The organism is Campylobacter sp. LMG 17559 (genome assembly GCF_024723605.1).
GTDB lineage: Bacteria > Campylobacterota > Campylobacteria > Campylobacterales > Campylobacteraceae > Campylobacter_D.
In genome coordinates, this window is record NZ_JANQCZ010000005.1 from 37,590 (window position 1) to 62,321 (window position 24,732).

27 protein-coding genes and 1 other RNA gene are annotated in these 24,732 nt (G+C 29.8%); 17 read left to right on the forward strand and 11 right to left on the reverse strand.

Translation table 11 applies throughout. The features are described from left to right. Positions 1–3: 3 nt before the first annotated feature. The 3 genes from CAMP5082_RS03645 to CAMP5082_RS03655 are packed head-to-tail and all read right to left on the reverse strand — an operon-like array spanning position 4 to position 3,347. Entirely contained in the window at positions 4–1,245 is a 1,242-nt protein-coding gene (locus CAMP5082_RS03645) for an ArsS family sensor histidine kinase (RefSeq protein ID WP_087700579.1), read from the reverse strand. Continuing rightward, positions 1,242–1,916, reverse strand: a complete 675-nt coding sequence (locus CAMP5082_RS03650) for a response regulator transcription factor (protein WP_120759067.1) — start codon at positions 1,914–1,916, stop codon at positions 1,242–1,244. Before CAMP5082_RS03650 ends, CAMP5082_RS03645 begins: the two co-directional genes overlap by 4 nt. Before the next feature lie 12 nt (positions 1,917–1,928). After that, on the reverse strand, positions 1,929–3,347 hold the full coding sequence (locus CAMP5082_RS03655; RefSeq protein ID WP_337205938.1) for a DegQ family serine endoprotease: 1,419 nt from the start codon (positions 3,345–3,347) through the stop codon (positions 1,929–1,931). A gap of 149 nt (positions 3,348–3,496) precedes the next feature. On the opposite strand from CAMP5082_RS03655, the gene CAMP5082_RS03660 reads away from it, so the two are divergent. The 17 genes from CAMP5082_RS03660 to CAMP5082_RS03740 all read left to right on the forward strand — a co-directional run bounded on the left by CAMP5082_RS03660 (position 3,497) and on the right by CAMP5082_RS03740 (position 18,471). After that, positions 3,497–4,369: a J domain-containing protein gene (locus tag CAMP5082_RS03660; RefSeq protein ID WP_337205939.1), complete on the forward strand. Its 873-nt coding sequence runs from the start codon at positions 3,497–3,499 to the stop codon at positions 4,367–4,369. Between the two features lie 12 nt (positions 4,370–4,381). Further along, positions 4,382–4,756: a heat shock protein transcriptional repressor HspR gene (locus CAMP5082_RS03665; RefSeq protein WP_039668403.1), complete on the forward strand. Its 375-nt coding sequence runs from the start codon at positions 4,382–4,384 to the stop codon at positions 4,754–4,756. 26 nt (positions 4,757–4,782) lie between these two features. Further along, a complete protein-coding gene (locus CAMP5082_RS03670; protein ID WP_337205940.1) occupies positions 4,783–6,408 on the forward strand; it encodes a cation:proton antiporter domain-containing protein in 1,626 nt (541 codons plus the stop codon). After that, entirely contained in the window at positions 6,405–6,737 is a 333-nt protein-coding gene (locus CAMP5082_RS03675; protein WP_337205941.1) for a hypothetical protein, read from the forward strand. Before CAMP5082_RS03670 ends, CAMP5082_RS03675 begins: the two co-directional genes overlap by 4 nt. Then, positions 6,734–7,360 (forward strand): HAD family hydrolase, encoded by a 627-nt coding sequence (locus CAMP5082_RS03680; protein ID WP_337205942.1) that lies wholly within the window; start codon positions 6,734–6,736, stop codon positions 7,358–7,360. Before CAMP5082_RS03675 ends, CAMP5082_RS03680 begins: the two co-directional genes overlap by 4 nt. 4 nt (positions 7,361–7,364) lie before the next feature. Further along, positions 7,365–7,628 (forward strand): DUF2018 family protein, encoded by a 264-nt coding sequence (locus CAMP5082_RS03685; RefSeq protein WP_337205943.1) that lies wholly within the window; start codon positions 7,365–7,367, stop codon positions 7,626–7,628. A gap of 29 nt (positions 7,629–7,657) precedes the next feature. Then, the gene (locus CAMP5082_RS03690) at positions 7,658–8,065 is read left to right on the forward strand and encodes an exporting protein (protein WP_263679458.1); all 408 of its coding nucleotides are present in this window, start codon (positions 7,658–7,660) and stop codon (positions 8,063–8,065) included. A 47-nt stretch (positions 8,066–8,112) separates the two neighbouring features. Beyond that, positions 8,113–9,006: a polyprenyl synthetase family protein gene (locus CAMP5082_RS03695; protein ID WP_337205944.1), complete on the forward strand. Its 894-nt coding sequence runs from the start codon at positions 8,113–8,115 to the stop codon at positions 9,004–9,006. Further along, positions 9,006–10,313 (forward strand): glutamyl-tRNA reductase, encoded by a 1,308-nt coding sequence (hemA, locus tag CAMP5082_RS03700; protein WP_337205945.1) that lies wholly within the window; start codon positions 9,006–9,008, stop codon positions 10,311–10,313. Before CAMP5082_RS03695 ends, hemA begins: the two co-directional genes overlap by 1 nt. Further along, complete coding sequence (locus CAMP5082_RS03705) at positions 10,300–12,000, forward strand: proline--tRNA ligase (protein WP_337205996.1); 1,701 nt, start codon at positions 10,300–10,302, stop codon at positions 11,998–12,000. The genes hemA and CAMP5082_RS03705 overlap by 14 nt, the downstream gene beginning before the upstream one ends. Continuing rightward, complete coding sequence (locus tag CAMP5082_RS03710) at positions 11,997–12,392, forward strand: FxsA family protein (protein WP_263682265.1); 396 nt, start codon at positions 11,997–11,999, stop codon at positions 12,390–12,392. Before CAMP5082_RS03705 ends, CAMP5082_RS03710 begins: the two co-directional genes overlap by 4 nt. Continuing rightward, entirely contained in the window at positions 12,383–13,309 is a 927-nt protein-coding gene (gene hemC, locus CAMP5082_RS03715) for a hydroxymethylbilane synthase (RefSeq protein WP_337205946.1), read from the forward strand. Before CAMP5082_RS03710 ends, hemC begins: the two co-directional genes overlap by 10 nt. Then, positions 13,310–15,103: a menaquinone biosynthesis decarboxylase gene (locus tag CAMP5082_RS03720; RefSeq protein WP_337205947.1), complete on the forward strand. Its 1,794-nt coding sequence runs from the start codon at positions 13,310–13,312 to the stop codon at positions 15,101–15,103. A 121-nt stretch (positions 15,104–15,224) separates the two neighbouring features. Continuing rightward, positions 15,225–15,566: a FlaG family protein gene (locus tag CAMP5082_RS03725; protein WP_263679419.1), complete on the forward strand. Its 342-nt coding sequence runs from the start codon at positions 15,225–15,227 to the stop codon at positions 15,564–15,566. Positions 15,567–15,568: 2 nt separating this feature from the next. Next, positions 15,569–17,869: a flagellar filament capping protein FliD gene (gene fliD / locus CAMP5082_RS03730; RefSeq protein ID WP_337205948.1), complete on the forward strand. Its 2,301-nt coding sequence runs from the start codon at positions 15,569–15,571 to the stop codon at positions 17,867–17,869. Between the two features lie 18 nt (positions 17,870–17,887). Further along, positions 17,888–18,259, forward strand: coding sequence for a flagellar export chaperone FliS (gene fliS, locus CAMP5082_RS03735; RefSeq protein WP_263663313.1), 372 nt, complete (start codon positions 17,888–17,890; stop codon positions 18,257–18,259). Next, positions 18,256–18,471, forward strand: coding sequence for a hypothetical protein (locus CAMP5082_RS03740; protein ID WP_257941661.1), 216 nt, complete (start codon positions 18,256–18,258; stop codon positions 18,469–18,471). The genes fliS and CAMP5082_RS03740 overlap by 4 nt, the downstream gene beginning before the upstream one ends. Here CAMP5082_RS03740 and rnpB read toward each other — a convergent pair. The 8 genes from rnpB to CAMP5082_RS03780 all read right to left on the reverse strand — a co-directional run bounded on the left by rnpB (position 18,466) and on the right by CAMP5082_RS03780 (position 24,722). Then, positions 18,466–18,790: RNase P RNA component class A (rnpB, locus tag CAMP5082_RS03745), an RNA gene on the reverse strand. The two genes, CAMP5082_RS03740 and rnpB, sit on opposite strands and share 6 nt — an antisense overlap. Before the next feature lie 26 nt (positions 18,791–18,816). Further along, positions 18,817–19,356, reverse strand: coding sequence for a hypothetical protein (locus tag CAMP5082_RS03750; protein ID WP_337205949.1), 540 nt, complete (start codon positions 19,354–19,356; stop codon positions 18,817–18,819). Then, positions 19,319–20,329, reverse strand: coding sequence for a hypothetical protein (locus tag CAMP5082_RS03755; protein ID WP_337205950.1), 1,011 nt, complete (start codon positions 20,327–20,329; stop codon positions 19,319–19,321). Before CAMP5082_RS03755 ends, CAMP5082_RS03750 begins: the two co-directional genes overlap by 38 nt. Next, positions 20,319–21,191, reverse strand: coding sequence for a GTPase Era (era, locus tag CAMP5082_RS03760; protein WP_263725125.1), 873 nt, complete (start codon positions 21,189–21,191; stop codon positions 20,319–20,321). The genes CAMP5082_RS03755 and era overlap by 11 nt, the downstream gene beginning before the upstream one ends. Beyond that, complete coding sequence (gene hslU, locus CAMP5082_RS03765; RefSeq protein ID WP_039618284.1) at positions 21,188–22,507, reverse strand: ATP-dependent protease ATPase subunit HslU; 1,320 nt, start codon at positions 22,505–22,507, stop codon at positions 21,188–21,190. Before hslU ends, era begins: the two co-directional genes overlap by 4 nt. Further along, positions 22,504–23,046: an ATP-dependent protease subunit HslV gene (gene hslV / locus CAMP5082_RS03770; protein ID WP_120759032.1), complete on the reverse strand. Its 543-nt coding sequence runs from the start codon at positions 23,044–23,046 to the stop codon at positions 22,504–22,506. Before hslV ends, hslU begins: the two co-directional genes overlap by 4 nt. Then, a complete protein-coding gene (gene rplI, locus CAMP5082_RS03775; RefSeq protein WP_337205951.1) occupies positions 23,046–23,489 on the reverse strand; it encodes a 50S ribosomal protein L9 in 444 nt (147 codons plus the stop codon). The genes hslV and rplI overlap by 1 nt, the downstream gene beginning before the upstream one ends. A gap of 12 nt (positions 23,490–23,501) precedes the next feature. Continuing rightward, positions 23,502–24,722: an argininosuccinate synthase gene (locus tag CAMP5082_RS03780; protein ID WP_337205952.1), complete on the reverse strand. Its 1,221-nt coding sequence runs from the start codon at positions 24,720–24,722 to the stop codon at positions 23,502–23,504. Positions 24,723–24,732: the final 10 nt, after the last annotated feature.

A 24,732-nucleotide genomic window follows, 5' to 3' on the forward strand; every position in this document is an offset into this window, starting at 1 on the left:
TTCCTAGTTTAAAATTATATTTTGTATATCATTAAAATAAAAATGATTGATACCATCTTTATATTCATAATAAAGCGTAAGTTTATGAGAATCTAAAATAGTCTTAACAATATATAATCCAAGTCCAAAACTATCTTTGTTTTTCTTTCCTTGCGTAAAAGCTTGAGTGTAGTATTTCAAGTCTTTATCTAAGGCTTTTCCTTTGTTTTTAAAGCAAAGATAATCTTTAGTTATTTCTATAGTAACGCAATTTTCATCAGAGTATTTTGTTGCATTATCTATCATATTTTTCATCGCAGTAGTAAAAAGTTTAAAATCCACATTGACGCTAAAACTTTCTTTGATACTAATTTTTACTTTTTCATCATCACTCATAGCTATATCTTTAGCTTCATCTAAAAGATCTAAGATATTGTATTTTTTTAAATTAATCAAACCAGCACCTGAAGTAATTTGTTCAATGGCTGCAAATTCATTAATCAAAATTTCCAAACGATTAAAAGCACCCACTAATCTTTCTTTATATTTGCTATCTTCAAGCATTTCTAAAGTAATTAAACCTTTAGTAATAGGTGTTTTTAACTCATGCATAATATTTCTTAAGAAAAATTGCCTTGAAGTGTTTAGTTTTTGAATTCTCAAAATAGACTCATAAAAGGCTGTTGCTACTTGAGAAATTTCATCATTGCCTTTACTGACATTTTGAATTTCATTGAGTTTATTTTCGCCAAATTTATCTATTTGTCTTTTTAAAGCTCTAAGTGGTTTTAATTTTCTAATGATAAAAATATATAAAATCAATAAAACCATTACCACTATACTAGCAATAAGCTTAATCACAAAATAACGATAACCTTGATATTCTAAATCTTTGTACAAATAAAGCTTACCATCAAAAATGATTTTTAAATATACATTATCTTCTAAAGTAATGATTTCAACTACACCTGTGCTAGTTTGAGCGCGTGCTATGGTTTCAGCTTTGTAGATGATTTTTCTTATAGAAGATGGGGTTGTTAGTTCTATCATTTTGTAATTTTTTGTTTGCTCATAAAATTCTTTTTCGCTAATTACATGGTTAAAATACAATAATCTTGCATTAGCTATAAAAGAATATTTCGCATTAAGCTCATTAGTGTAATTTTGCTGATCATATTTTATAAGCCATAAAAATGCCAAAATCACACTAACACTAGCAAGCAAAAAAACAAAGGTTATGGTATAAAAAATTGATGATTTATTCATTGAGTTAATTTATACCCTATACCTCTGATTGAATGAATGTATTTTGGAGTTTTAGGATCATCTCCGATTTTTTGTCTGATTCTGCTAATGATTACATCTATACTTTTATTGCTAGAATCTTCACTAATAGAGCTACAATTATACACAAGTTCTTCACGACTCACCACTCCACCTTCTTTTTTAATTAAATAACTCAAAATATCAAATTCAGCATTGGTAAAGCTAATTTCTTGATCTTTCATAGTGATAGTATGTTTGTATTTATCATATACAAGATCTTTTTTAACTTGAGCTTGAGCGGTTTTTGTATTTGAAATTCTTCTTAAATGACTTTTAATCCTTGCTTGAAGCTCTTGAGGATTATATGGTTTTGGCAAATAATCATCTGCGCCCAAATCAAGAGCTGTAACCTTATCACTAATATCATGTCTTGCACTTGAAATGATAATAGGTGTATCATATTTTTTACGAATTTCTTCACACACTTCAAGTCCATCAAGTCCAGGCAAGCTTAAATCTAAAATGATTAAATCATAAGGATTTAAAGCAAGTCTTGAAAGACCTATATAAGGTTCATGAGCAATATCTACTTTCATATCAAATTGCTCTAAATATTCAGCTATAATCTCAGCTAATTCTAAATCATCTTCTATCATTAAAATATTTGTCATTTTCTTCCTTTCTTAAAAAAGTAAAGCTCTAACCATACCATCTCTATTAATCCAAATTTTAACATATTCTTTGCCTTTATTTAATTCTAAAGCCTTAGATAATTCTTTAAAATTTGAAACTTCATATTGATCAATACCTATAATAATATCACCTTGCTCAAAGCCTATTTTTTCTGCTTTTGATTTTGGAGTAACTTCAGTGATTAAAATACCACTAATATTTTCAGGTATGCGGTATTGTTGTTTATTTTTAGAATCAAGCTCTACTAATTTTAAACCATCAATATAATCTTTTTCATATTGTAGCGATTTTTCATCTGTTTTTAGCATAAATTTAGCTGTTTTAACTTTATTATCTCTTTCATAAGTTACCTCTATAGCTTGTTTTGGATCAATACTTCCTATATAATTTTTTAAATCCATGGGGCTTTTAATCACAGTTTTATCTACTTTTATAATCAAATCACCTCTTTTTAATCCCGCATTATAAGCTGCTGAGTCTTTTTGAACTTCTGTTATTAAAGCTCCTTCTTGATTGGTATAAGCTTTTTTAATATCTTGAGTTAAAGCTCCTATAACTACACCTAAATATCCTCTTTCTATTTTTCCATGCTCAATAAGTTTTTGTGCAATAGATTTTGCCATATTAGAAGGGATTGCAAAGCCTATACCATTATTTCCTCCACTTCTTGAAAGTATGGCTGAATTTATCCCAACTAGAGCCCCTCTGCTATCTACTAAAGCCCCACCTGAATTTCCAGGATTAATTGAAGCATCCGTTTGAATGAAATTTTCATATTGATTTAAACCTATATTGTTTTTATTTAAAGCTGAGATAATCCCACTTGTAACACTACTTCCAACACCAAAAGGATTACCTAGAGCAAACACTACATCACCTTCTAATAATTTATCCGAATCAGCAAAAACTACTGCGGGTAAGTTTTTTGCTTCTATTTTTATCACTGCTAAATCTGTTTTAGGATCAGCTCCGATTAATTTAGCTTTATATTCAGTGCTAGAATCGGGTAAATTTACAGTAATTTTTTCAGCATCTTCTATAACATGATTGTTTGTTATAATATAGCCATCACTTGAGATAATTACACCAGATCCAAGCGAACTTACTACTTCTTTTTTATTCTTTTTACTTTTTGGAGCTTGTGGAAAATCAAAACCAAAAAATTGTTTAAAATAAGGATCATTGAAAAAATCATCAATCCCAAAGGAATTACTTTGAACGGTTTTAGAAGTTGAAATATTCACAACTGAATTTTTAACTTTTTGTATAGAATCATGATAAGAAAGTATAGTATTTTGATTATCAGTTGGTAAAGATCTTTTTACATTATCATCTGCTTGTTTAAAATCAATACTAGCACTAAAAAGACTAGTTGCCAATGCCAAAGAAAGAACCATAGTTTTTTTCATGTATTATCCTTTGTAAAATCAATTTACACAAGTATAAAATTTTATTTTTACGCAATTGTAAATAAAACCTTTAGTTTTAAAACTTATAAAAGTTGATTGACTAAGACTAAAGTTTATGGTATAATCTTATAAAAAATAAGGAATAAAAAATGAGTAATAGTTTATATGAGACACTAGGTGTTTCGCAAAATGCTAGCGCAGATGAAATAAAAAAAGCTTATAGAAAATTAGCAAGACAATACCACCCAGATATCAATAAAGAAGCAGGTGCTGAGGAAAAATTTAAAGAAATTAACGCCGCTTATGAAATTTTAAGTGATGAGAAAAAAAGAGCTCAATATGATAGATATGGTGATTCTATGTTTGGTGGGCAAAGTTTTCATGATTTTTCAAGAAATGCAGGCGGAGCTGATATCAATGATATTTTGAATAATATTTTTGGCGGAGGCTTTGGGGGTTTTGGTAGAGGTTTTAGTTCTAGTAATAATTTTAGAAGTGGTTTTGGAGGTTTTGGGGGTTTTGAAGAGGATTTAGACTTACAAGCAAGTGTTAAAATTCCTTTTGAAAAAGGAATTTTAGGTGGTGAACATACTATAAATATCAACAACGAACAAGTTAAAATCAAAATTCCACATGGTATAAAAGATGGCGAAAAGCTACGCATACGAGGTAAAGGAAAAAGCTTTCAAGGACAAAAAGGAGATTTGATTTTAAAGGTAGAGCTTGAAAAAAGCGATGAATACGAAAGAGAAGATGATGATTTATACAAAAAAGTTGAAATTAGCTTAAAAACAGCACTTTTTGGAGATAAAATCAGCGTACATACCCCAAGAAAAGAAGTTAAAATCACCATACCGTCAAATTCAAAAAACAATCAAAAAATCAGACTTAAAGGTTATGGGGTACAAAATAGAAAAACAGACCTTTATGGAGATATGTATTTAATTTTAAATGTAAAAATACCTAATATTAATAGCCTTGATCCTGAATTTGTAAAAATTTTAGAAGAAAAATTACCTTAAAAGGAGTATGCAATGGAGCATAGTTATGATGAACCGGTGTATCTTATAAGTGTTGTTGCAAAGGTTTTAAGCATACACCCACAAACTCTAAGACAATATGAAAAAGAAGGTTTGGTTGAGCCAAGTAGAACCGATGGTAAAATGAGACTTTATTCTCAAAAAGATATAGATAGAATCAAAATGATTTTACGCTTAACAAGAGATCTTGGAGTTAATTTAGCTGGTGTTGATGTGATTTTAAAACTAAAAACAAAAATTGATGAGTTTGAAAATACCATTGAAGAATTAAGATTAGAACTTGATAGAAGAGATAATCCTTCAAAATCAAGAGCAGTAGTAAAACACAGAAGCAATTTTGACTTAATTTTTTTAGAAAAAATAAAATAATAAAACATTACAAAAAAGGTTGGTGAGTGGATGCTTTTATAACTTTATTTTTAACTGCAGTAGCAGTTGCTGTCGTACTTAATGTTATACTTAAAAAATTTGGAATTCCAACCATTATAGGCTATATAGCTACAGGTTTATTTGTGCGTGAATTTTATGGTTTTAGCACGAATGAAATCATTATCCATGTGGCTGAGTTTGGTATAGTTTTTTTAATGTTTACCATAGGGCTTGAATTTTCTTTTAAACACCTTTTAGCAATGAAAAAAGAAGTGTTTTTAAATGGAAGTTTACAAATGCTAACTTGTGGCTTGGTTTGTACTTTACTTGTAACTTATATTTTAGGTATAGCAAACCATATAGCAATGATAGCAGGTTTTGCCCTAGCTTTATCCTCCACAGCTATAGTTTTAAAAATACTTAATGATAGTGGCGATATCAATGAAGAATATGGCCGAAAAGCTTTGGGAATTTTGCTTTTTCAAGATATTGCTGTGATACCACTGCTGTTAATGATTGATATATTTAGCTCTCAAAACGCTGATATTTCAAAGCTTTTATTTACAACCTTAGTCAGTGCTGTGATTTTACTTGTTTTGCTTTATTTTATAGGCAAATACCTTTTTACTTATGTTTTAAAATTTATCATTAAGACCAATGCAAATGAAATTTTCATCGCTACTATACTTTTTACCGTAATAGGAGCAAGCTTTTTAGCACATTCTTTTGGTTTTTCTTACTCGCTTGGAGCATTCATAGCTGGAGCTTTGATAGCTGAAACTAAATATAAACATAAAATAGAAGCAGATTTAGTTCCTTTTAGGGATTTACTTTTAGGGTTTTTCTTTATCAGTGTTGGCTTGCAAATTGATTTTCATATAGTTTTTGAAAATTGGTTTTTGATTTTTGTTTTTGTAAGTTTGGTGTTATTAATAAAATTTGTAGTAATTTATGGTCTTTTAATCCTTTATACGAGAAAAAGAGTAGCTTTAAAAACTGCTTTAAGTATTTCTCAAATTGGAGAATTTGCTCTAGCGGTGTTTTCATTAATGCAAGTAAATTCGCTTATAGATGAAAAAACAGCACAAATTTTTATTATAGTTTCTATCATCACTATGGTTGCAACACCTTTTATTTTAAATAATCTTAGAAAAATAGCCAACGCAGCCGAAGGTGAGCAAAATGATATGGCTAAATTTTATCTATGTGATCAAAAAATGAAAGATCATTTTATCATTTTTGGTTATACAAGATTAGGTCAAGAAGTGGTGCAAAAGATCAAAAAAACAGGTATTCCATATCTAGTTTTAGAAAGTGATTTAAATTTAGTTGAACTTGGGCGTAGCAGAAATGAGAATGTTTTTTTTGCTAGTGTAGCGCAAGTAGAAACATTAAAAGTAGCTAATATAGAAGAATGCTCAGTTGCTATTATAACCATAAGCAATGAAGCTAAACTTGATATGCTCTATCAAGTGCTTTCTGGTTTTAACAAACCTATACAAACAGTTTTAAAGACAAGTGGTACGGGTGCTAAGATCATTTTTCCACATACTGATAAACATTTACACATTGTAGATACTGAAGCTTCAATAGCTAGAAATTTAGTACAAGAAGCATTACAATGTAGAATCAATACAAGTGCAGCAGAATGAAAAATGATGAAAAAGCTTTGAGAGTTAAATACGTAAGAGCTTTAGAAAAATTTACCAACTCTGCTGTAAGTGCTTTAAAAAGGGAAGATTTTGATTTAACACTTTTTAGAGAAAGAATACAAAAAAATGCTAAAATCTTTGAAAAAGTTCAAGCGGTGTTTTTGGATTCTACTTATACTAAGGCTTTAGAGCTTTTTGTAAATGAGTGTTTAAATGAGAGTTTAGACCAAAAAACCTTAACTTCAAAAGCTAATGCTTTGTATAAGCTAAAAAATAATCAAAGTTACAAAAAAGACAAACATAAAATTAAATTTAAGGATGAATATTGATAAATGTAATTTTTGATATGGATGGCACGCTTATAGATAGTGCTAATGCTATAGTATGTGCGGTAAATGAAATAAGAGCGGATTTAAATTTAGAACCTTTAAAAAGAGAGTTTATTTTAGATACTATCAATACTCCTGGGCAAAATTATGCTAAGATTTTTTATGGGGTTGATACTTACTCGCATACTAGCTTTAAAGAAGGTTATGAGAAATATTTTATTAAGCATTATGATCAAAGTGTGGTGCTTTTTGATGGTGTGCTTGAGGTTTTGGAATTTTGTAAAAAAAAAGATTGTTATCTGGCTATAGCTACTAATGCACCTCAAGAAAGCTTGGTGCCTATTTTAAAAAAACAAAACATTCTTTCATATTTTGATAAAATACTAGGTGTTAGTTATGGTATAGAAGCTAAGCCTGATCCTATGATGTTAAGATTAATCGCAGATGAAGCAAAATATGAAAAAAGTATTTTTATAGGCGATAGTTTAAAAGACAGACTTTGTGCTAAAAATGCTAAGATGGATTATATACATATTTCTTGGCAAAAAGAAATTAAAGACTTAGATGAAGTTAACGATAAAACTACTTTAATAGAAAAAATTCAAACTCACATGAAAGGTTAAAAAAATGGATATTTTTGATGAAATGTTTGCAAAAAGCCCTAAAGAAAAATTTATCGAAACAATAAAATATGCAAATTTAGGCGCATTGGAAAATGTTTTAGAAAAATTATTAGCCGATCATATCGCTATGATAGAGCTTTTAGAAAAAAATAGTTTAAATGAAAATGATGTAGCACAATTTCAAATGGAAAATTCACTCTTAATAAATGAGAGAAAAAATGATTTTTACATAGGCTTAAGTGCTGAAATTTTAGGATATGAGGGTTGATTTTGCGTTTATTTTTATCTTTATTTTTGATGTTTAATTTTTTAAAAGCTGAAGTATTTTTTGATTATACTTATAAATTTACCCTGAGTAAAGATGAAAAAGCAAGTGTAAAAATAAAAGAAATTGACTATCCTGATGAGATTTATTATTTTGACTTCTCATGGACTTTATTTGATCAAACTAATATCATTGTTCATTCAAAGTATAAAAAATACCCTAGACAATTTGTGATGTCTTTAAGAAGAAATTTAAACTGGGTTGATCAAACCTTAGTGCCTGATTATAAAAATCCTCATATAGATAGAGCAAGATTGATACTTGAATTTAGTGATTTTAAAAAAGGTGAGGCTATTTTTACTGTGTATATAGAAGATAGAGATAAGAAATTAGAAGTAGAATTTTTAGACCCTAGAAAAGCCACTCTTAATCAAAACTAAAGTAAAATTTAATAAAATATAATTATAAGAAAACTAAGGAAAGCATAGTGCAAAAGATCGATCAGTATATGCATGAATTTTTATCTGAATTAAATTATGAGCCTATTTTAACCATGAGTTCAAAACTTCAAGGTGGTAAAAAATTACGCTCAAAACTACTTTTAAAAATAGCTGGGGAAAGTGATATTAGCTATAAAATCTGTGCTATTATAGAGTTAATTCATGCTGCAAGCTTATTGCACGATGATGTGATTGATGAAGCAAAATTAAGAAGAGGTGTAAAGTCTATCAATGCACAATTTGGAGCTAAAAATGCTATCATGCTTGGAGATATTTTATACTCAAAAGCCTTCTATGAACTTTCTTTGATTGATTTAAAATTAGCAAAAATTATCTCTAATGCTGTTGTAATGCTTTCTGTTGGTGAATTAATGGATGTAAATTTAAGCGAAACTTTCAATACTGATAAAAATACTTATTTACAAATGATATATAATAAAACAGCCATTTTAATCGAAGCTAGTGCAAGGTGTGGGGCAATACTTGCTAATTTAAATGAAGATGATTTTGCAGAATATGGTAAAAATTTAGGTTTAGCTTTTCAAATTGTAGATGATATTTTAGATATCAAAGGTAATGAGCAAACTTTAGGTAAACCTGCTATGAATGATTTTAAAGAAGGTAAAACCACTCTTGCTTATATGTATTTACATGAAAAATTAAATCCACAAGATCAAGAAATACTTAAGTCTTATTACAAGAAAGATTTAAGTGTGAATGAGCTTGCTTGGATTAAAAGTAAAATGCAAGAGCATGAAATTTTTGATCAAGTTGGCCAAGAACTAAACACTTATGCAAATAATGCACTAAAAGCCATAAAAAAATACAATATAAAAGATTTAGAAGATATTATTAAAAGCATGATAGAAAGGGAATTTTAATGCATTATTACTGCATCAGTTTTACACATAAAAATACAGATATTGCTACTAGAGAAAAACTTTCCTTTTCTAATGAAGACAAAAAAAGAGAATTACTAAAGCTAATCCATACTAATAATAAAATTTTAGAAAGCTTAGTGCTTAGTACTTGCAATAGGGTTGAAATTTTTCTTTTTGTTGGGGATGTTGAAAGAATTAATGAGCATATTTTAAAAACACTTAGTTTGCTTTGTGGGGTTGATAGAGAAAATTTAAGCACCAAGGCTGATTTTTACGAAGATAGCGGAGCCATCCATCATTTATTTTCTGTGGCAAGTTCGCTTGATAGTTTAGTTATTGGAGAAACACAAATTGCTGGACAATTAAAAGATGCTTATAAATTTGCTCTACAAGAGCAAAGATGTGGTGTGCATATAACTAGAGCAGTCCATTATGCTTTTAAATGTGCGGCAAATGTTAGAAATCAAACTGAAATTTCTAAAAATCCTATTTCGGTTGCTTCAGTGGCGGTGGCAAAAGCTAAAGAACTTGTAAATTTAGAAAATAAAACTGCTGTTGTAGTAGGTGCAGGAGAAATGAGCGAACTAGCCTGTAAGCATTTACTAAATGCCAAGGCTAAAGTATTGATATTAAATAGAGATATACAAAATGCCCAAAAGCTTTGCGAGGATTTAGGTGAAAATGCAAGCTATGAAAGTATTGCAAATTTAAAAGAAGCATTAAATCAATATGAGATATTTTTTAGCGCCACAAACGCTCCACATGCTATCATAACCAATGATTTATTAGAAGAAAAAGATTATAAAAGATATTTTTTTGATATAGCAGTGCCTAGGGATATTGATGTAAAAGCAAATGAAAAAAATATAGTTTATGCTGTTGATGATTTAGAAGAAGTTGTAAGAAAAAATTTAACTCTAAGAGAACACCAAGCCCAAATTGCTTATTCCATAGTAGGTACTATGACAAATGAGTTTTTTCAACATCTAAGCAAACTAGCAACCTTGCCTTTAGTTAAGCAATTACGCTTACAAGCTGATGAAATCGCTAAAGAACAATTACAAAAGGCTATAGATAAAGGATATTTAAAGCACTCAAACCATGAAGAAGCAAGAAAACTTATAAGACAAGTAATGAATGCATTTTTACATCATCCTAGCGTAAATTTAAAAAAACTAAGCGGAACTATGCAAAATGATTCAGTAATTAATGCTATGCGTTATGTGTTTGATTTAAAAAATGAAAATATGGAAGGTTTAAACCTTTATAAATGTGAATTTAATTTGGAGAATAATCATGAAATTTAGTAAATTTTATGCCATAAGCACAAAAGAAAATCCAAAAGATGCTACTTTACCAAGTCATATATTTTTAGTTAAAGGTGCCTTTGTAGAACAAATTGGAAGTGGTTTGTATAATTTTTTACCTTTAGGAAAAAGAGTTTTAGATAAGATTAAAAATATCATCAAAGAAGAAATGGATAAAGCAGGGGCTTTAGAAGTAAATTTAAGTTTTAATACTCCAGCTGAACTTTGGAAAGAAAGTGGGAGATTTAATGTTTTTGGTAAAGAGCTTTTACGCTTTAAAGATAGAAAAGAAAATGATTTTGTTTTAGGGCCAACCCATGAAGAAGCTATGGTAGCTTTAGTAAGAAATAAAATAAATTCTTACAAACAACTTCCTTTGCATTTGTATCAAATAGGACTTAAATTTAGAGATGAAGCTAGGCCTAGATTTGGACTTTTAAGATGTAGGGAATTTTTAATGAAAGATGGCTATAGCTTTCATGCCAGCGAAGCTGATTTAGACAAAGAATTTAATCTTATGCATGAAACTTATAGTAAAATTCTTACAAGATTAGGACTTGAATTTAGAGCTGTTGAAGCTGATAGCGGGGCTATTGGTGGCAGTGGTTCAAAAGAATTTATGGTTTTGGCTAAAAATGGCGAGGATGATATATTATTATGTGAGCATTGTGATTATGCTGCAAATATTGAAGCAGCAAAAAGAGCTAAAAAAAGTTGTGAAGATGAAAGGCCAGAAGCTGACTTTGCTACACAATTTCACACTCCAAATGTAAAAACTATAGAAGAATTAGCGGAATTTTTTAAAATTAACCCTTACTATACTATTAAAGCTATTGCTAAAAAAGCTATTTATGAAAATGAAGAAAAAATTGTAGTATTTTTTATACGCGGTGATGATGAATTACAAGAAGTTAAAGCACTAAATGCAGCAAATGCACTAGAGTTGGCCGATGTAAGTGAAGAAGAATTAGAAAAAGCAGGTTTAGTGCCAGGATTTATCGGCTTTGTAGGATTAAATGGCGTTGATTTTTATATTGATCATGAGCTTGAAAATGAAACAAATATGATTATTGGTGCAAATAAAAAAGATTATCATTTAGTCGGAATCAATGTTGTAAATTTAAATAAAGAACGCTTTAAAGATCTTGCGGCAGTTAAAGAGCATGATCTTTGTCCAAAATGCCAGCATAAGCTTAAGCAAAGCAAGGGTATTGAAGTAGGGCATATTTTTAAACTTGGAAATAAATACTCAAAAGCAATGAATGCAAGCTATTTAGATGAAAATGGTAAAGCTCAATTTTTCACTATGGGTTGTTATGGTATGGGAGTGAGTCGTTTAGTAGCTGTTGCCATAGAAGCAAGCCATGATGAAAAAGGTTGTATTTGGAATAAAACTTTAGCTCCTTTTGTTTTAGATATCATCGTTTCTAATATAAAAGACACAAAAGCTATGGAATTTGCTGAACAAATTTACACACATTTTAGTGATAAAGAGATTTTATTTGATGATAGAAATGAGCGTTTTGGTGTAAAGATTAATGATTTTGAATTAATGGGCTTTCCTTATGCTTTAGTTGTAGGCAAGGGCTTAGAAAATGATGAAGTAGAGTTGATTCATAGAAATACCTTAGAAAAACAAGTTTTGAAAACCCAAGAAGTAATTTCACACTTAGAGAAAATTCTATGATGGTAAAAACAAATTTAAGTGCATTTTTGATTTTAGAATTAATCGCCAGTATTTTATTTATAACCTTTTTTGGTTTTTTAAATTTTTTTATGATAGTTTTTGCAAGTATGTTTTTAGGTGCAATGTTTTTAGCAAAGACTTGGACAAATCTCATCACTATGCAAAATACCAATACAAATTTATTTGGTATGGTTAAATTATTTTCTTTAACCATAGTAGGAATTTTGCTTTTAATACCAGGAATTTTAAGTACATTTTTAGGAATTTTACTCTTATTTTTTATGATGATATTAAAATTATTTACAAAACAAAAAAGAAAATATCATCAAACAAACAACGAAGAAGAAATCATAGATGTAGAAATTATACAGGAGCATAAAAAATGCAATTAATCATCGCAACAAGAAAAAGCCAACTTGCATTATGGCAAAGTGAGTATGTAAAAAATAAATTATCTCAAACACATCCTGAATTAGAAATTTCTTTAGAGGGTTTTAAAACTAAAGGCGATGTTTTACTTGATTCACCTTTGGCTAAAATAGGTGGAAAAGGACTTTTTACAAAAGAACTTGAAGAAAGTATGTTAAGAGGCGATTCGCATTTAGCTGTGCATAGCTTAAAAGATGTGCCAAGCTTCTTTCCTGATGGCTTAGTTTTAGCTGCTATTTCAAAAAGAGAAGTGATAAATGATGCTTTTTTAAGTGAATATTATGAAAGCTTAAATGCTCTCCCAAAAGGTGCAAAAGTAGGCACTACAAGCCTTAGAAGAAGAATGCAACTTTTAGCACTAAGACCTGATTTAAATATCATTTCTCTAAGAGGCAATATCAACTCGCGCTTAGAAAAACTTAAAGCCAAAGAATTTGACGCTATTATTTTAGCTTTAGCTGGTATTAAACGCTTAGGTTTGGATAAAGAAATAAAATACATTAGAGCTTTTGAGCTTGATGAGATGATACCCGCAGCTTCCCAAGGAGCCTTAGGCATAGAAAGCATTGACGATAAGCAAATTTTAAAATACCTTGAATGCTTAAATGATGAAAATGCCTTTATAGAAACCCATATAGAAAGAGATTTTATAAAAACTCTAGAAGGTGGCTGCCAAGTACCTATAGGTATTAATGCAAAAATCATTGATGAAAAAATAGAAATTCGCGCCATAGTAGGCTTACCTGATGCAAGTAAAATTCTCAAAGAAAAAAGAATGATTGATAAGCAAGATTACGCAAAAGCGGGCGAGCTTTTAGCTAAAGAAATGATAGCAAAAGGTGCAAAAGAAATTTTAAAAGAAGCAGAGAGTATGATATAAATGCAAAAATTCGTAGAGCTTTTAGAAAAAAATAATTTATTAAAAACCATTCATGAACCCGTTGATGTTGATCTTGAAATGGCACATTTAGCTTATATAGAAGTTAAAAAAGAAGACTCAAAAGCCTTACTTTTTACTAATGCAGTAAAAAATGGTAAAAAATACGATTATCCTGTTCTTTTAAATACTTTTTGTAATGAAAAAGCTTTAAAATTAGCATTTGAAAAAGACTATGAAGATATAGCTAAAGAAATTAGCTCTTTACTTAAAATGCATATACCACAAAGCTTTGGTGCAAAATTAAATTTTTTCAAAACCTTGCTTGATTTAAAAAATATCCCACCAAAACGCATTAAAAAAGATGGAGAATTCAACTATAAAAGCTTAAATTCATTATATGATATGCCTATTTTAAAAACTTGGGAAAAAGACGCTGCGCCTTTTATCACCATGGGACAAGTTTATACTCAAAGTATAGATGGAAAGCAAAATAATCTTGGAATGTATCGTTTGCAAGTAGTTGATGAAAAAACCTTGCTTATGCATTGGCAAATTCACAAAGATGCGAGCCATTTTTTCCATGAGTATAAAAAAGCAAATCAAAAAATGCCAGTAAGTATAGCCATAGGTGGAGATCCTTTATATATTTGGTGTGCTCAAGCGCCTTTACCAAAAGGAATTTTTGAACTTTTACTTTATGGTTTTATCAAGAAAAAACCTGCCATTTTGGCAAAATGTAAAAGCAATCATCTTTATGTGCCTTATGATAGTGATTTTGTGATTGAGGGCTTTGTAGATCCAAATGAATTCGCACCTGAGGGACCTTTTGGAGACCATACAGGTTTTTATACCCCTGTTGAACTTTGTCCTATTTTAAAAGTAGAAAAAATCTTTGCTAAAAAAAATGCGATTTATCAAGCTACTGTTGTAGGAAAACCACCCTTAGAAGATAAATACATGGGGCTTGGAACAGAAAGAGTTTTTTTGCCTTTACTTCAGACAAATGCTCCTGATTTGATAGATTATAACATGCCTGAAAATGGGGTTTTTCATAATCTAATCTTGGCCAAAATAGAAGCAAAATACCCAGCTCATGCAAAACAAGTCATGCATACTTTTTGGGGAGTAGGGCAAATGAGTTTTGTAAAACATGCTATTTTTGTTGATGAAAATGCGCCTTGTTTGAAAGATTATGACAAACTCATACCTTATATACTCAATCGCTTTGATGAAGAAAAATTACTTATTAGCGAAGGAATTTGTGATCAACTCGACCATGCTTCAAGCACTTATTGTTATGGTGGTAAAGCAGGACTTGATGCATGTGGTGATGAGAAAAAAGTTGAACTTGAAATTCTAAACGATGAGACTTTACTTTCACTTTTTAAAGAAAAAGATCAAAGTATTTTAAAATTAAAGCAATTTTACACTCAAACCTTTGCTCCAGTTTGCGTGATTTTGATAGATAAAAAAGAAAAAATTGTTCAAGTTTTTGAAAAATTACAAACTTGTAAAAAGCATTTTAGAATTTTAGTTTTTTTAGATACAGATGCTATTTTAGAAAATCCTTATATGCTAATTTGGCGTGTGGTAAATAATATAGATGCAAAAAGAGATATATTTATCAAAAAAGATTGCGTTGCGATTGATGCAACAAATAAAGGATCATTAGAAGATTATCATAAAGAATGGCCTTTAATGACAAATTGCTCTAAAGAAGTCATAGATAGACTTATTACAAGAAATTTACTTCCAAATGATGAAAAATTATTCAAAAAGTTTGAAATTTTTTAATTTTAAGCTTTTTGAGAACACTTTTTGCTTATTAATAATATAGAGATTTTTAATCTAAATATTAAGTTTTTTAAAATTATGTCGATAGAGTATTTTAAAGTCTTTTAAAAAGGAGTTTAAAATGGACATTGGTAATATTCAAAGGGATGCAAACACAGCACAATTTAATACAAAAAGTACTGGAAAAGTATCTCAAGAAAATCAACAGCAAACTAATTTAAATAATCAAGATGAGAATTTAAATGAAAAATTGAAAAATGCAACAGAAAAACTTAATAATCAAATGGAAACACTAGAAACAAACGTACGTTTTGCATATAATGATAAAATCAATGAAATGTATGTTAGTGTAACCGAAAAAGATACTGGTAGGTTAATACGCAAAATTCCTAGTGAGGAAGTTATGAAGCTAATAGAACATTTTCAAGGTGTTATTGGCACTATTTTTGATAAGGAGAGTTAATTATGGCAGTAGGTAGTTTAGGAAGTTTAGGAATAGGTTCAGGAGTTTTAACAAGCGATACATTAAACAAGCTAAAAGAAGCAGAAATGAATGCGCATTTAGGTCTTTATAATTCACAGCTTGAAACTAATACTTCAAGACAAAAAGACCTAGCAGAACTTGAAGCTAAGCTACTTGCGTTTCAAACAGCCGTAAATAGCTTAGGTGATGCTTCACAATTTAACAAGAAAAAAGTATCACCTAGCGTAAGTGGAGATAGCGCTGCTGCAAGCTTAGTAGTAGGATCTTTATCTAATCTTACAAACATGAAAGTTATTGTTGATCAACTTGCACAAAAAGACGTATATCAAAGTAATGGATTTAAAGATAAAACTGCTACTGTAATGGGTAGTTTAGGTATAAAAGGCACAGATGGCAAAACTTCTTTTACTATTACCCAAGATGGAAAAGATTATAAAATCGATATTGATGAAAGCACTACTGTATCTCAGCTTGCAGAAAAAATAAATGCCGCAACAGGTGGAAAAGTAGAAGCTAAAATAGTTAATACAGGAGATAGAGATAATCCATACCGCTTAGTAGTACAAAGCACTGAAACAGGAACTAAAAATAATATTTCTTTTTCAGGTGATGAAGATCTATTAAATGCTATGGGTTGGGGACTTGATAAAAATAGCATTAGCGCTGGTGGTTTGTATGGTTTTAGACCGATAGGTGCTGGAGAAGAAAATAAAGATAAAATAAGCGGAAATTTTAGTGGAAATCTTAACGAGAAACTACTTGGTCCTGGTGAAAAAACCTCTTTTACTTTTGTTATTAAAAATGGTGAAAGATATGATAGATTTACCATAGACATAGACGAGAACACTACTTATAAAAGTTTAGCAGAAGATTTAAAAAAACAAACCAATGGAAAAGTTGAATTAAACCTTGATGAAACTGGAAAATCGTTTACTTTTAGAGCTACCAATGGTGGACAATTAAGTCTTTTTGATGGTGGTTATGCAACTGATGCTGAAGGCAATATAGATCAAGCAAATTATGCTAGAGATGAAAAAGCTACTTCATTATTAAGTAGTAAATTTGGCATTACTCTAGATACTAGCACTCCACAAGGCTACAATGTAGCTTCAAACAATGAAAATCATATCCAAAAAGGTATGGATGCTATCTTTAGTGTAGATGGTGTTAAAATGACAAGACCAACTAATACTATCACTGATATAGCTCCAGATGTTACCTTAGAGTTAAAACAAAAAGGAGAAATAACTTTTAACGTTTCTCAAGACACTGAAGCACTTGCGCAATCTTTAGAAAGTTTAGCTACTGCTTATAATGATTTAATGATAAATCTTAACGCAGCAACAAAGTACGATCCTGATGCAGGTACAAAAGGAAATTTCGTAGGTGTTAGCGAAATTTATAATATAAAATCTGAAATAAACAATATTTTACTTCAAACTATAACAGTAGATGGAACTGTTACGGTTGGTGATAGTGAAAGTTCAGAAGGGATTGAAGTTTCCTCTAAAGTAAGTTTATCTTTGGCTGATTATGGCTTAACGCTAAACGATGGTGTTTTATCTTTTGATTCAGGAAAATTTAACTCTAAATTTAACGAAGATCCTGAATTAGCTGAAAAATTTTTCGTAGGAAGTAATGGTTTTGAAGATATTGATTTAGCTGGTGATAGAGTAAGCAATCTTGGCGCAGATGATATAACATTTAAAGAAGGTAGTTTTACTATCACTTATAATGATACAACCATAGATTTAAGCAAAACTCCAAATGGAGATCCTTTTGTATTAACAGGTGCAGATGATATTGAAAAAGCTAAAAATTTGGTTGATCATATAAATAGTTTTGGCTTAGAAGGTTTAGAGGCTAGCTTTGAAATCATTAACCAAGGTAATAAAAATCAACAAATTCAATTTAAAATCAAAGGAACTTCAGGTAGTAACTTAGAAATTCAAGGTGATAATGAATTTTTGAAAAAATTTGGTTTAAGTTCTAGAACCTTATATTCAGTTTATAAAGAAGAAACTGGAACTTTTGGTATGCTAAAAAATACCATGGGTGAAATAATGAGTTCTGAAGGTTCATTTGGAGGTTACAAAGAATCTTTAACAAAAGAATCAAAAAATCTAAATGAAACCATAGAAAGCACCAAAGCTTCCATAGAAAGTAGATATGATACAATGTGGTCAAGATGGGCAGCATATGATGGTATCATTGCAAAACTAAATAACCAAGCAAGTGTTATTGCAAACATGATTAATGCAGCAAATAATCAAAATTCTTAAAATAAAGAAAGGGTTTAAATGCTAAATAGTGCAGTTTATAGTGCATATTCACAAAATCAAACTGGTGTAGAATCCCAAGAAAAACTTATAGAAATGCTATACAGTGGGATTTTACGCTTTTCAAGCAGGATAAAAATAGCTATACAAAATGAAAATATAGAAGAAAGAGTGTATTATGTAAAAAGAGCTAGTGCTATTTTTATTGAATTGTTAAATTGTCTTGATTATGATAAGGGCGGCGAAGTAGCACATTATTTAAGTGGCTTATACACTAGAGAATTACAACTTCTTTCTTTAGCAAACATAGAAAACAGTGAAGCAAGAGTGGATGAAGTAATAAATGTAGTAAAAGGCTTATTAGAAGCTTGGAGAGAAGTACACCAAAAATGAGTGAAAAAAAATGGATTGATGAGTTTAAACTAGCTGTTTATACTGAAGATGTAGAAAAAATAGTTAAACTTATGGAAAAACCGGATTATAAAGATTGTCCCAATGAGGCTTTAGCGCTAACTAATGAAGCGATAGCTTTTATGAAAAAAAAGCAAGATGAAATAGCTGTTAATTTACAAAAACTCAAAAAAGCTTCTGCTTATATAAAGTAAAACATGGCTATAAGCCGAGTTCTGTCAAGAACGATCATTTATCTAGACTTGTTTTTACAAACAAGTTCAAGCGAAGGGTTATATTATAAGACAAAAACCACCCCTTCTTGCTGCAGATTGGGTTTACATAGCTAGCTTTGTTACCAAAGCTACTGGTAGGCTCTTACTCTACCGTTTCACCTTTTCCATATAAAATATGGTAGTTTTCTTTCTGTTGCACTTTCCCTTAGGTTGCCCTAGCCATCCATTAGATGGAATCTTTGTCTTATTGCAGCTCGGACTTTCCTCTTCAAAAAGAAGCGATCGCTTGCCATGTTTAGACAAATTCTACCAAAAAAATTATTTTTATACCAGAGCAAAAACAAGATTTAATGTAATTTTTAATTTATTTTCATATTTTACAAGTTCTAAATTTTTAACTTTTATATAAGGATCTAATTTTTGCAAAAACTGCGTTAAAAAAATAAAATCGCCAACAAAACTTAATCTTAATTCATAATAAGCAAAATATTCATCTTGACTTTTGTAACTTTGAATTTGCAAAGATTGAACTCCATTAAGATTCTTTTCTATATCCTTTAAAATACTTTGATAATCTTTATTTATGCTTAAAAACGAGCGATCATTATAAGATATATTTTCATCTTCTTTTAAATCAGAAATCACTTCTTGTTTTTGCTCGTATTTTGTTTGTAAATTATATAATTCATCTTTTGACAACTTCATTTGTTTTTCAAAATACTCAGAAACACCCATATAAACCATGAAAAAACCAAAAACAAAAACAACTATCAAAGACAATATAAATTCACGCTCAGATAACTTAGCAAAGATATTTTCTAAATTTTTATAAAGATTTTTCAAAAACAAGAGTGATTTTTCCATGATTAACTTCTTTATTTTTTAATACAAAATGATACTTTTTAAAATCTTCATAAAATTCATAGTCATTTTTAAGCTCTATAATAAAATCATTATTTTTAACATGCAAAGCCTCTATATAAGCTTGATGAGAATTTAAAACTTTTAAAAAATTATAAAAATCTTTATAACAAAGTGCATTTGCATAAAATTTTTGTAACAAATCAACCTTTAACTCATTTTCTTCTTGTAGTTTTTTAAACTCTTGATTTTGCTTTTGATTAATTTTTACCTGTTCTAAAATATCATCTTGCTTTTTTATTAAATTTTCATATTTTGTTTTCTCATTTTCATAAAATGATTTTTGTGTATACAAATACAAAGGATAAGCTAAAGCTAGTAAAACTCCACAAACAAAAGCCAATAAAATCTTAAAACTAAAAGATTTTAAATGATTTATTTTTTCTTTGTTGGTAAAATTAATCTTGACTTGATCGCAATTTTTTAACAATTTTTGATAAAAAATATTACTATTAAATTTATCAAAACTACTAAGATTTTGAGTATCATCTATGCTTATAATGTGCTTATAAGTATTTTTTAATTTTTCTTCATATATTTTATCATAAACATTTAATGGCATAACTTTACAATTTTGAAAATCACATCCTAAATACTCCACTAAAACTATATATTTTTCTTTAAATAATAATGCAAGATTTTCGCTATTTGTATTATTTTTAAAATACACTTCAAAAAGCAGGGGTTCTGGTATTATATAATCAATATCTAAAATATCTTCGTACTTGCACAAGAATACATGAGTAAAAGATTTATCTTGAAAATACTTTAACTTATAAGAAAAATCATCTTTAAGACCAAGCTCCTCAAAGCTCTTTTTTAAAATTCCATCTTCACTAATAGGATTTGCAAATTTAATATATAAAAGCTTTTCATAAGCAAGAAAATCTTTTAGAATAGTTTTCTTACTCATCATAAAGTATTTTCTTAAGGTTTTGCTCGTTTTTGTGCCAATTTTTCTCAAGTTGAACGAATAATTTTAGCATTACCTTTTTTTGTGCCAATTTTTCTATTTTCACTCTAGCTTCTTTACCTATACGCTTAATTGTAGCACCATCTTTACCTAATATCATTCCTTTGTGAGAATTGCTATCTGTAATGATAGTGGCATTGATATAATAAATTTGCTCTAGTTCTTTAATTTTTTCTATTTTTACTTCAGTGCTATAAGGAATTTCATCACTTAAATTTTCATATATAGCTTCTAAGATAAAATCTCTATATATGTCCTTTTCGTTTGTTGTAGTAATAAACTCAGGATCAAAATAATACGGGTGTTCAGGCAAATACTTAACCATCTCATCTAAAAGAATTTTTTTATAAAATTTTTGCTTTGCAGAATAGGGGATAATAGCGCTAAAATGTGAACTAAACTGAGAATACTCGCTTAATTTTTTAAGCAAAACTTCTTTTTTTACTAAATCAACCTTATTAATTAACACAATATGTGGTACTTTAGGATTTAAACTTAAAAAATTTTCATAATCTTTAATATCATCGTAAATACTAGCTACAAATAAAATCACATCACAATCAGCAATGCTTTTAATCGCTAAATCAATCATAAGCTGATTCATAGCCTTAGAGCTTGCATGCAAACCTGGTGTATCTATAAAAATAAGCTGATGATTTTCATGCATTATGATCGCATTAATCTTTCTTCTTGTAGCGTTTTGCTTATGAGAAACCATAGCAACTTTTTCTTCTAATAAAGAATTTAGGATAGAACTTTTTCCCGCATTAGTTCTACCCACTATGCTTATAAAGCCACTTTTCACAAGATATACCTAGCTAAATCTTTATTTTCTATGATATCTCCAAGCTTAACTTGCACTTTAAAATCGTCTATTTTATATACCTTACCTGCGTATTCATCTGCTTCAAAACTAATATCTTCTAAAAGTTTTTCCACTACTGTATGTAAACGTCTTGCACCAATATCTTGCATTTCTTCATTAGCCTTGCTTGCTATTTTTGCTATTTCTCTAATAGCCTCATCTTCAAAAACAAGCTCTACATTTTCAGTTTTTAAAAGCTCAATGTATTGTGTTAGTAATGAATTTTTAGGTCTTGTTAAAATAGCATATAAAGCATCCTCATCTAATGAATCAAGCTCAACTCTTAAAGGAAAACGCCCTTGAAGTTCAGGGATTAAATCACTTGGCTTACTTAGATGAAAAGCACCTGCAGCGATAAATAAAATATGATCAGTTTTTAAAGGTCCAAATTTAGTTTGTATAGTACTACCTTCAACTATAGGAAGCAAATCTCTTTGCACCCCTTCTTTGCTTGGATCTTGGCGGTTTGAATTGGAGCTTGAAACTGCTACTTTATCTATCTCATCGATAAAAATAATCCCTTCGTTTTCTGCTCTTCTTAAAGCCTCGCCTTTAATACTTTCCATATCAAGAATTTTCTCACTTGCTTCTTGAGCTAGAGCTATTCTTGCATCTTTTACCTTCATTTCTTTTTTAACTTTTTTATTACCCACACCAATAACTTTTACTATATCTTGCATAGCACCCATTTCAGGTGGTAAATTTGGATTAGTATCAAACACGCTTTGTGAAATTTCAACTTCTATTGTACTATCATCTAAATCACCAGCTTTTAATTTCACGCGCATTTTTTCTAAAGAATTTTGATATTCTTCTTGTTTTTCTTCACTAACACCCTTTGGTAAAGGCGGTAAAAGTTTTTCTAAAATCTTATTTTCTATAAATTCATTAATCTTTTCTTTGTTTTTTTCTTTTTCTTCATTTTTTACTAAATTTAAAGCAGCATTAGCTAAATCTCTAACCATACTTTCTACATCACGCCCAACAAAACCAACTTCAGTATATTTACTTGCCTCAACTTTTACAAAAGGAAGTCCCATCATCTTAGCAAGGCGTCTTGCAATCTCTGTTTTACCAACCCCAGTTGATCCTATCATTAAAATATTTTTTGGCATGATATCATCTTGAAGTTCAGGGCTAAGCTGCATTCTTCTATAACGATTTCTTAAAGCAATTGCTATGATTTTTTTAGCATTTTTTTGTCCAATTACATAATCATCTAAAAATTTCACAATCTCTTTTGGAGTTAAATTCATTTATCATCCTCAATTACATAAGTTTTAATATTTGTATTAGTATAAATGCAAATTTCACCAGCTATTTGCAAGCTTTCTTTGACTAATTCTTCTTCATCTAAACTTGAATGTTTGGCTAAAGCTCTTGCAGCAGAAAGTGCATAATTACCCCCACTACCAATAGCGGCTATAGCACCATCTTCAGGCTCAACTACATCTCCAGTTCCTGAAAGTAAAAATATATGATCTCTATCTAATACCAACATCATTGCTTCAAGTTTTCTTAGGTATTTATCCTTACGCCATTCTTTTGAAAAATCTATTGCAGCTTTTAATAAATCACCTTTAGAACTAGAAAGTAACTTCTCAAACATATCAAAAAGATTAAAAGCATCAGCAGTGCTTCCTGCAAAGCCTGCTAATACTTTTCCATTGTTTAATTTTCTAATTTTAACTGCATTATTTTTTAAAACAGTATTTCCAAAACTTACTTGTCCATCTCCGCCAATTACAGACTTATTTTTACCTTTATAAGCTAAAATTGTAGTTGCGTGAAACATTATTCTCCTTTAACTTCTAGCTTAAATACAGCATGAATCGCATGGCCTAATTTTGCTGAAATTTCATGCATGCCAAGTTCTTTTATAGTATCACATTCTAGACTTTTTTTATCAAGCTCTATGCCTTTTTGATCTTTTAATGCATGAGCGATTTCATCTTTAGTAACCCCACCAAACAAGCTTCCATTAGCTCCCACAGGCTTAGCTATACAAATAGTGATTTTAGATAATTCTTCTTTTAATTTTTCCAAATTTGCAAGCTCAAATCTTAAATTTTCTGCCTTTTTCTTTTGCTCTGCTTCATATTGTTTTAAAACTTCATATGTAGCAGCCTTAGCAAAACCTTTGGCAATTAAAAAATTTTGTCCATATCCATCTTTTACTTCTTTAACTTCTCCTGCTTTTCCTAAGCTTTTTACATCTTTAATCAATAATACTTTCATTGTTTTCCTTTTTTAAAATTTTCTTCCATTTTTACCTGCGATGATAAATCTTAAAGCATTTAATCTTATAAAACCTGCTGCATCTTTTTGATCATACACAGCATCTTCTTCAAAAGTACAATAAGCCTCGCTAAATAAACTATCATTCGCACTGTCTCTGCCTATTACCATTACATTACCTTTGTATAATTCAAGTTTAACTTTACCATTAACGTATTTTTGTGACTCATCAATTAAGGCTTGAAGCATTAATCTTTCAGGTGAGAACCAATAGCCATTGTAAATTAAACTTGCATATTTTGGCATTAATTCATCTTTTAAATGTGCTGCTTCTCTATCAAGTGTGATACTTTCAATAGCTCGGTGTGCTTTTAAAAGTATGCTTCCACCTGGAGTTTCATAGCAACCTCTACTTTTCATACCCACATAGCGATTTTCGACAATATCAAGACGACCTATACCATGTTTTGCACCAAGCTCGTTAAGTTTTGCTAAAAGCTGCGCAGGAGTCATTTTTTCTCCATTAATAGCACACAAATCACCTTTACTAAACTCAAGCTCTATCACTTCGCTCTCATTTGGAGTTTCTTTTAAATCTTTCACCCAACGCCACATATCTGCTTCGGGTTTAGCCGCAGGATCTTCAAGCACTAAACCCTCATAAGAAATATGCAATAAATTTGCATCCATAGAATAAGGTGATTTACCTGATTTTTTAGCTATATCAATACCATGTTTTTGCGCATAAGCTAAGAGTTTTTCACGGCTATTTAAATCCCATTCTCTCCAAGGAGCAATGATAGCTAAATTTGGATTTAGCGCCAAAGCACCTAATTCAAAACGCACTTGATCATTTCCTTTACCTGTTGCCCCATGACTAATAGCATCTGCTTTTGTTTTATTTGCTATTTCTACTAAAGCTTTTGCTATCAAAGGTCTTGCTATACTTGTACCTAGTAAATATTCTCCCTCATAAATAGCATTTGCTCTAAACATAGGAAATACATAATCTTTTACAAATTCATCTTTTAAATCTTGAATAAAAATATTTTCTTCTTTTACACCCAAAGAAAGTGCTTTTTTTCTAGCAGGCTCAAGCTCTTCACCTTGTCCAATATCTGCTGTAAAAGTTACCACTTCACATTTATACTCATCTTGTAACCATTTTAAAATTATACTTGTATCAAGTCCACCAGAATATGCTAAAACCACTTTTTTGATATCTTTTTTCATTGTCTTTCCT

Bases quoted from the DNA above. Each gene is read 5' to 3' on its own strand.
- CAMP5082_RS03645 (WP_087700579.1), bottom strand. From the start codon at position 1,245: ATGAATAAATCATCAATTTTTTATACCATAACCTTTGTTTTTTTGCTT.
- CAMP5082_RS03650 (WP_120759067.1), bottom strand. From the start codon at position 1,916: ATGACAAATATTTTAATGATAGAAGATGATTTAGAATTAGCTGAGATT.
- CAMP5082_RS03655 (WP_337205938.1), bottom strand. From the start codon at position 3,347: ATGAAAAAAACTATGGTTCTTTCTTTGGCATTGGCAACTAGTCTTTTT.
- CAMP5082_RS03660 (WP_337205939.1), top strand. From the start codon at position 3,497: ATGAGTAATAGTTTATATGAGACACTAGGTGTTTCGCAAAATGCTAGC.
- CAMP5082_RS03665 (WP_039668403.1), top strand. From the start codon at position 4,382: ATGGAGCATAGTTATGATGAACCGGTGTATCTTATAAGTGTTGTTGCA.
- CAMP5082_RS03675 (WP_337205941.1), top strand. From the start codon at position 6,405: ATGAAAAATGATGAAAAAGCTTTGAGAGTTAAATACGTAAGAGCTTTA.
- CAMP5082_RS03685 (WP_337205943.1), top strand. From the start codon at position 7,365: ATGGATATTTTTGATGAAATGTTTGCAAAAAGCCCTAAAGAAAAATTT.
- CAMP5082_RS03690 (WP_263679458.1), top strand. From the start codon at position 7,658: ATGTTTAATTTTTTAAAAGCTGAAGTATTTTTTGATTATACTTATAAA.
- hemA (WP_337205945.1), top strand. From the start codon at position 9,006: ATGCATTATTACTGCATCAGTTTTACACATAAAAATACAGATATTGCT.
- CAMP5082_RS03710 (WP_263682265.1), top strand. From the start codon at position 11,997: ATGATGGTAAAAACAAATTTAAGTGCATTTTTGATTTTAGAATTAATC.
- hemC (WP_337205946.1), top strand. From the start codon at position 12,383: ATGCAATTAATCATCGCAACAAGAAAAAGCCAACTTGCATTATGGCAA.
- CAMP5082_RS03720 (WP_337205947.1), top strand. From the start codon at position 13,310: ATGCAAAAATTCGTAGAGCTTTTAGAAAAAAATAATTTATTAAAAACC.
- CAMP5082_RS03725 (WP_263679419.1), top strand. From the start codon at position 15,225: ATGGACATTGGTAATATTCAAAGGGATGCAAACACAGCACAATTTAAT.
- fliD (WP_337205948.1), top strand. From the start codon at position 15,569: ATGGCAGTAGGTAGTTTAGGAAGTTTAGGAATAGGTTCAGGAGTTTTA.
- fliS (WP_263663313.1), top strand. From the start codon at position 17,888: ATGCTAAATAGTGCAGTTTATAGTGCATATTCACAAAATCAAACTGGT.
- CAMP5082_RS03740 (WP_257941661.1), top strand. From the start codon at position 18,256: ATGAGTGAAAAAAAATGGATTGATGAGTTTAAACTAGCTGTTTATACT.
- CAMP5082_RS03750 (WP_337205949.1), bottom strand. From the start codon at position 19,356: ATGGAAAAATCACTCTTGTTTTTGAAAAATCTTTATAAAAATTTAGAA.
- CAMP5082_RS03755 (WP_337205950.1), bottom strand. From the start codon at position 20,329: ATGATGAGTAAGAAAACTATTCTAAAAGATTTTCTTGCTTATGAAAAG.
- hslU (WP_039618284.1), bottom strand. From the start codon at position 22,507: ATGAATTTAACTCCAAAAGAGATTGTGAAATTTTTAGATGATTATGTA.
- hslV (WP_120759032.1), bottom strand. From the start codon at position 23,046: ATGTTTCACGCAACTACAATTTTAGCTTATAAAGGTAAAAATAAGTCT.
- rplI (WP_337205951.1), bottom strand. From the start codon at position 23,489: ATGAAAGTATTATTGATTAAAGATGTAAAAAGCTTAGGAAAAGCAGGA.
- CAMP5082_RS03780 (WP_337205952.1), bottom strand. From the start codon at position 24,722: ATGAAAAAAGATATCAAAAAAGTGGTTTTAGCATATTCTGGTGGACTT.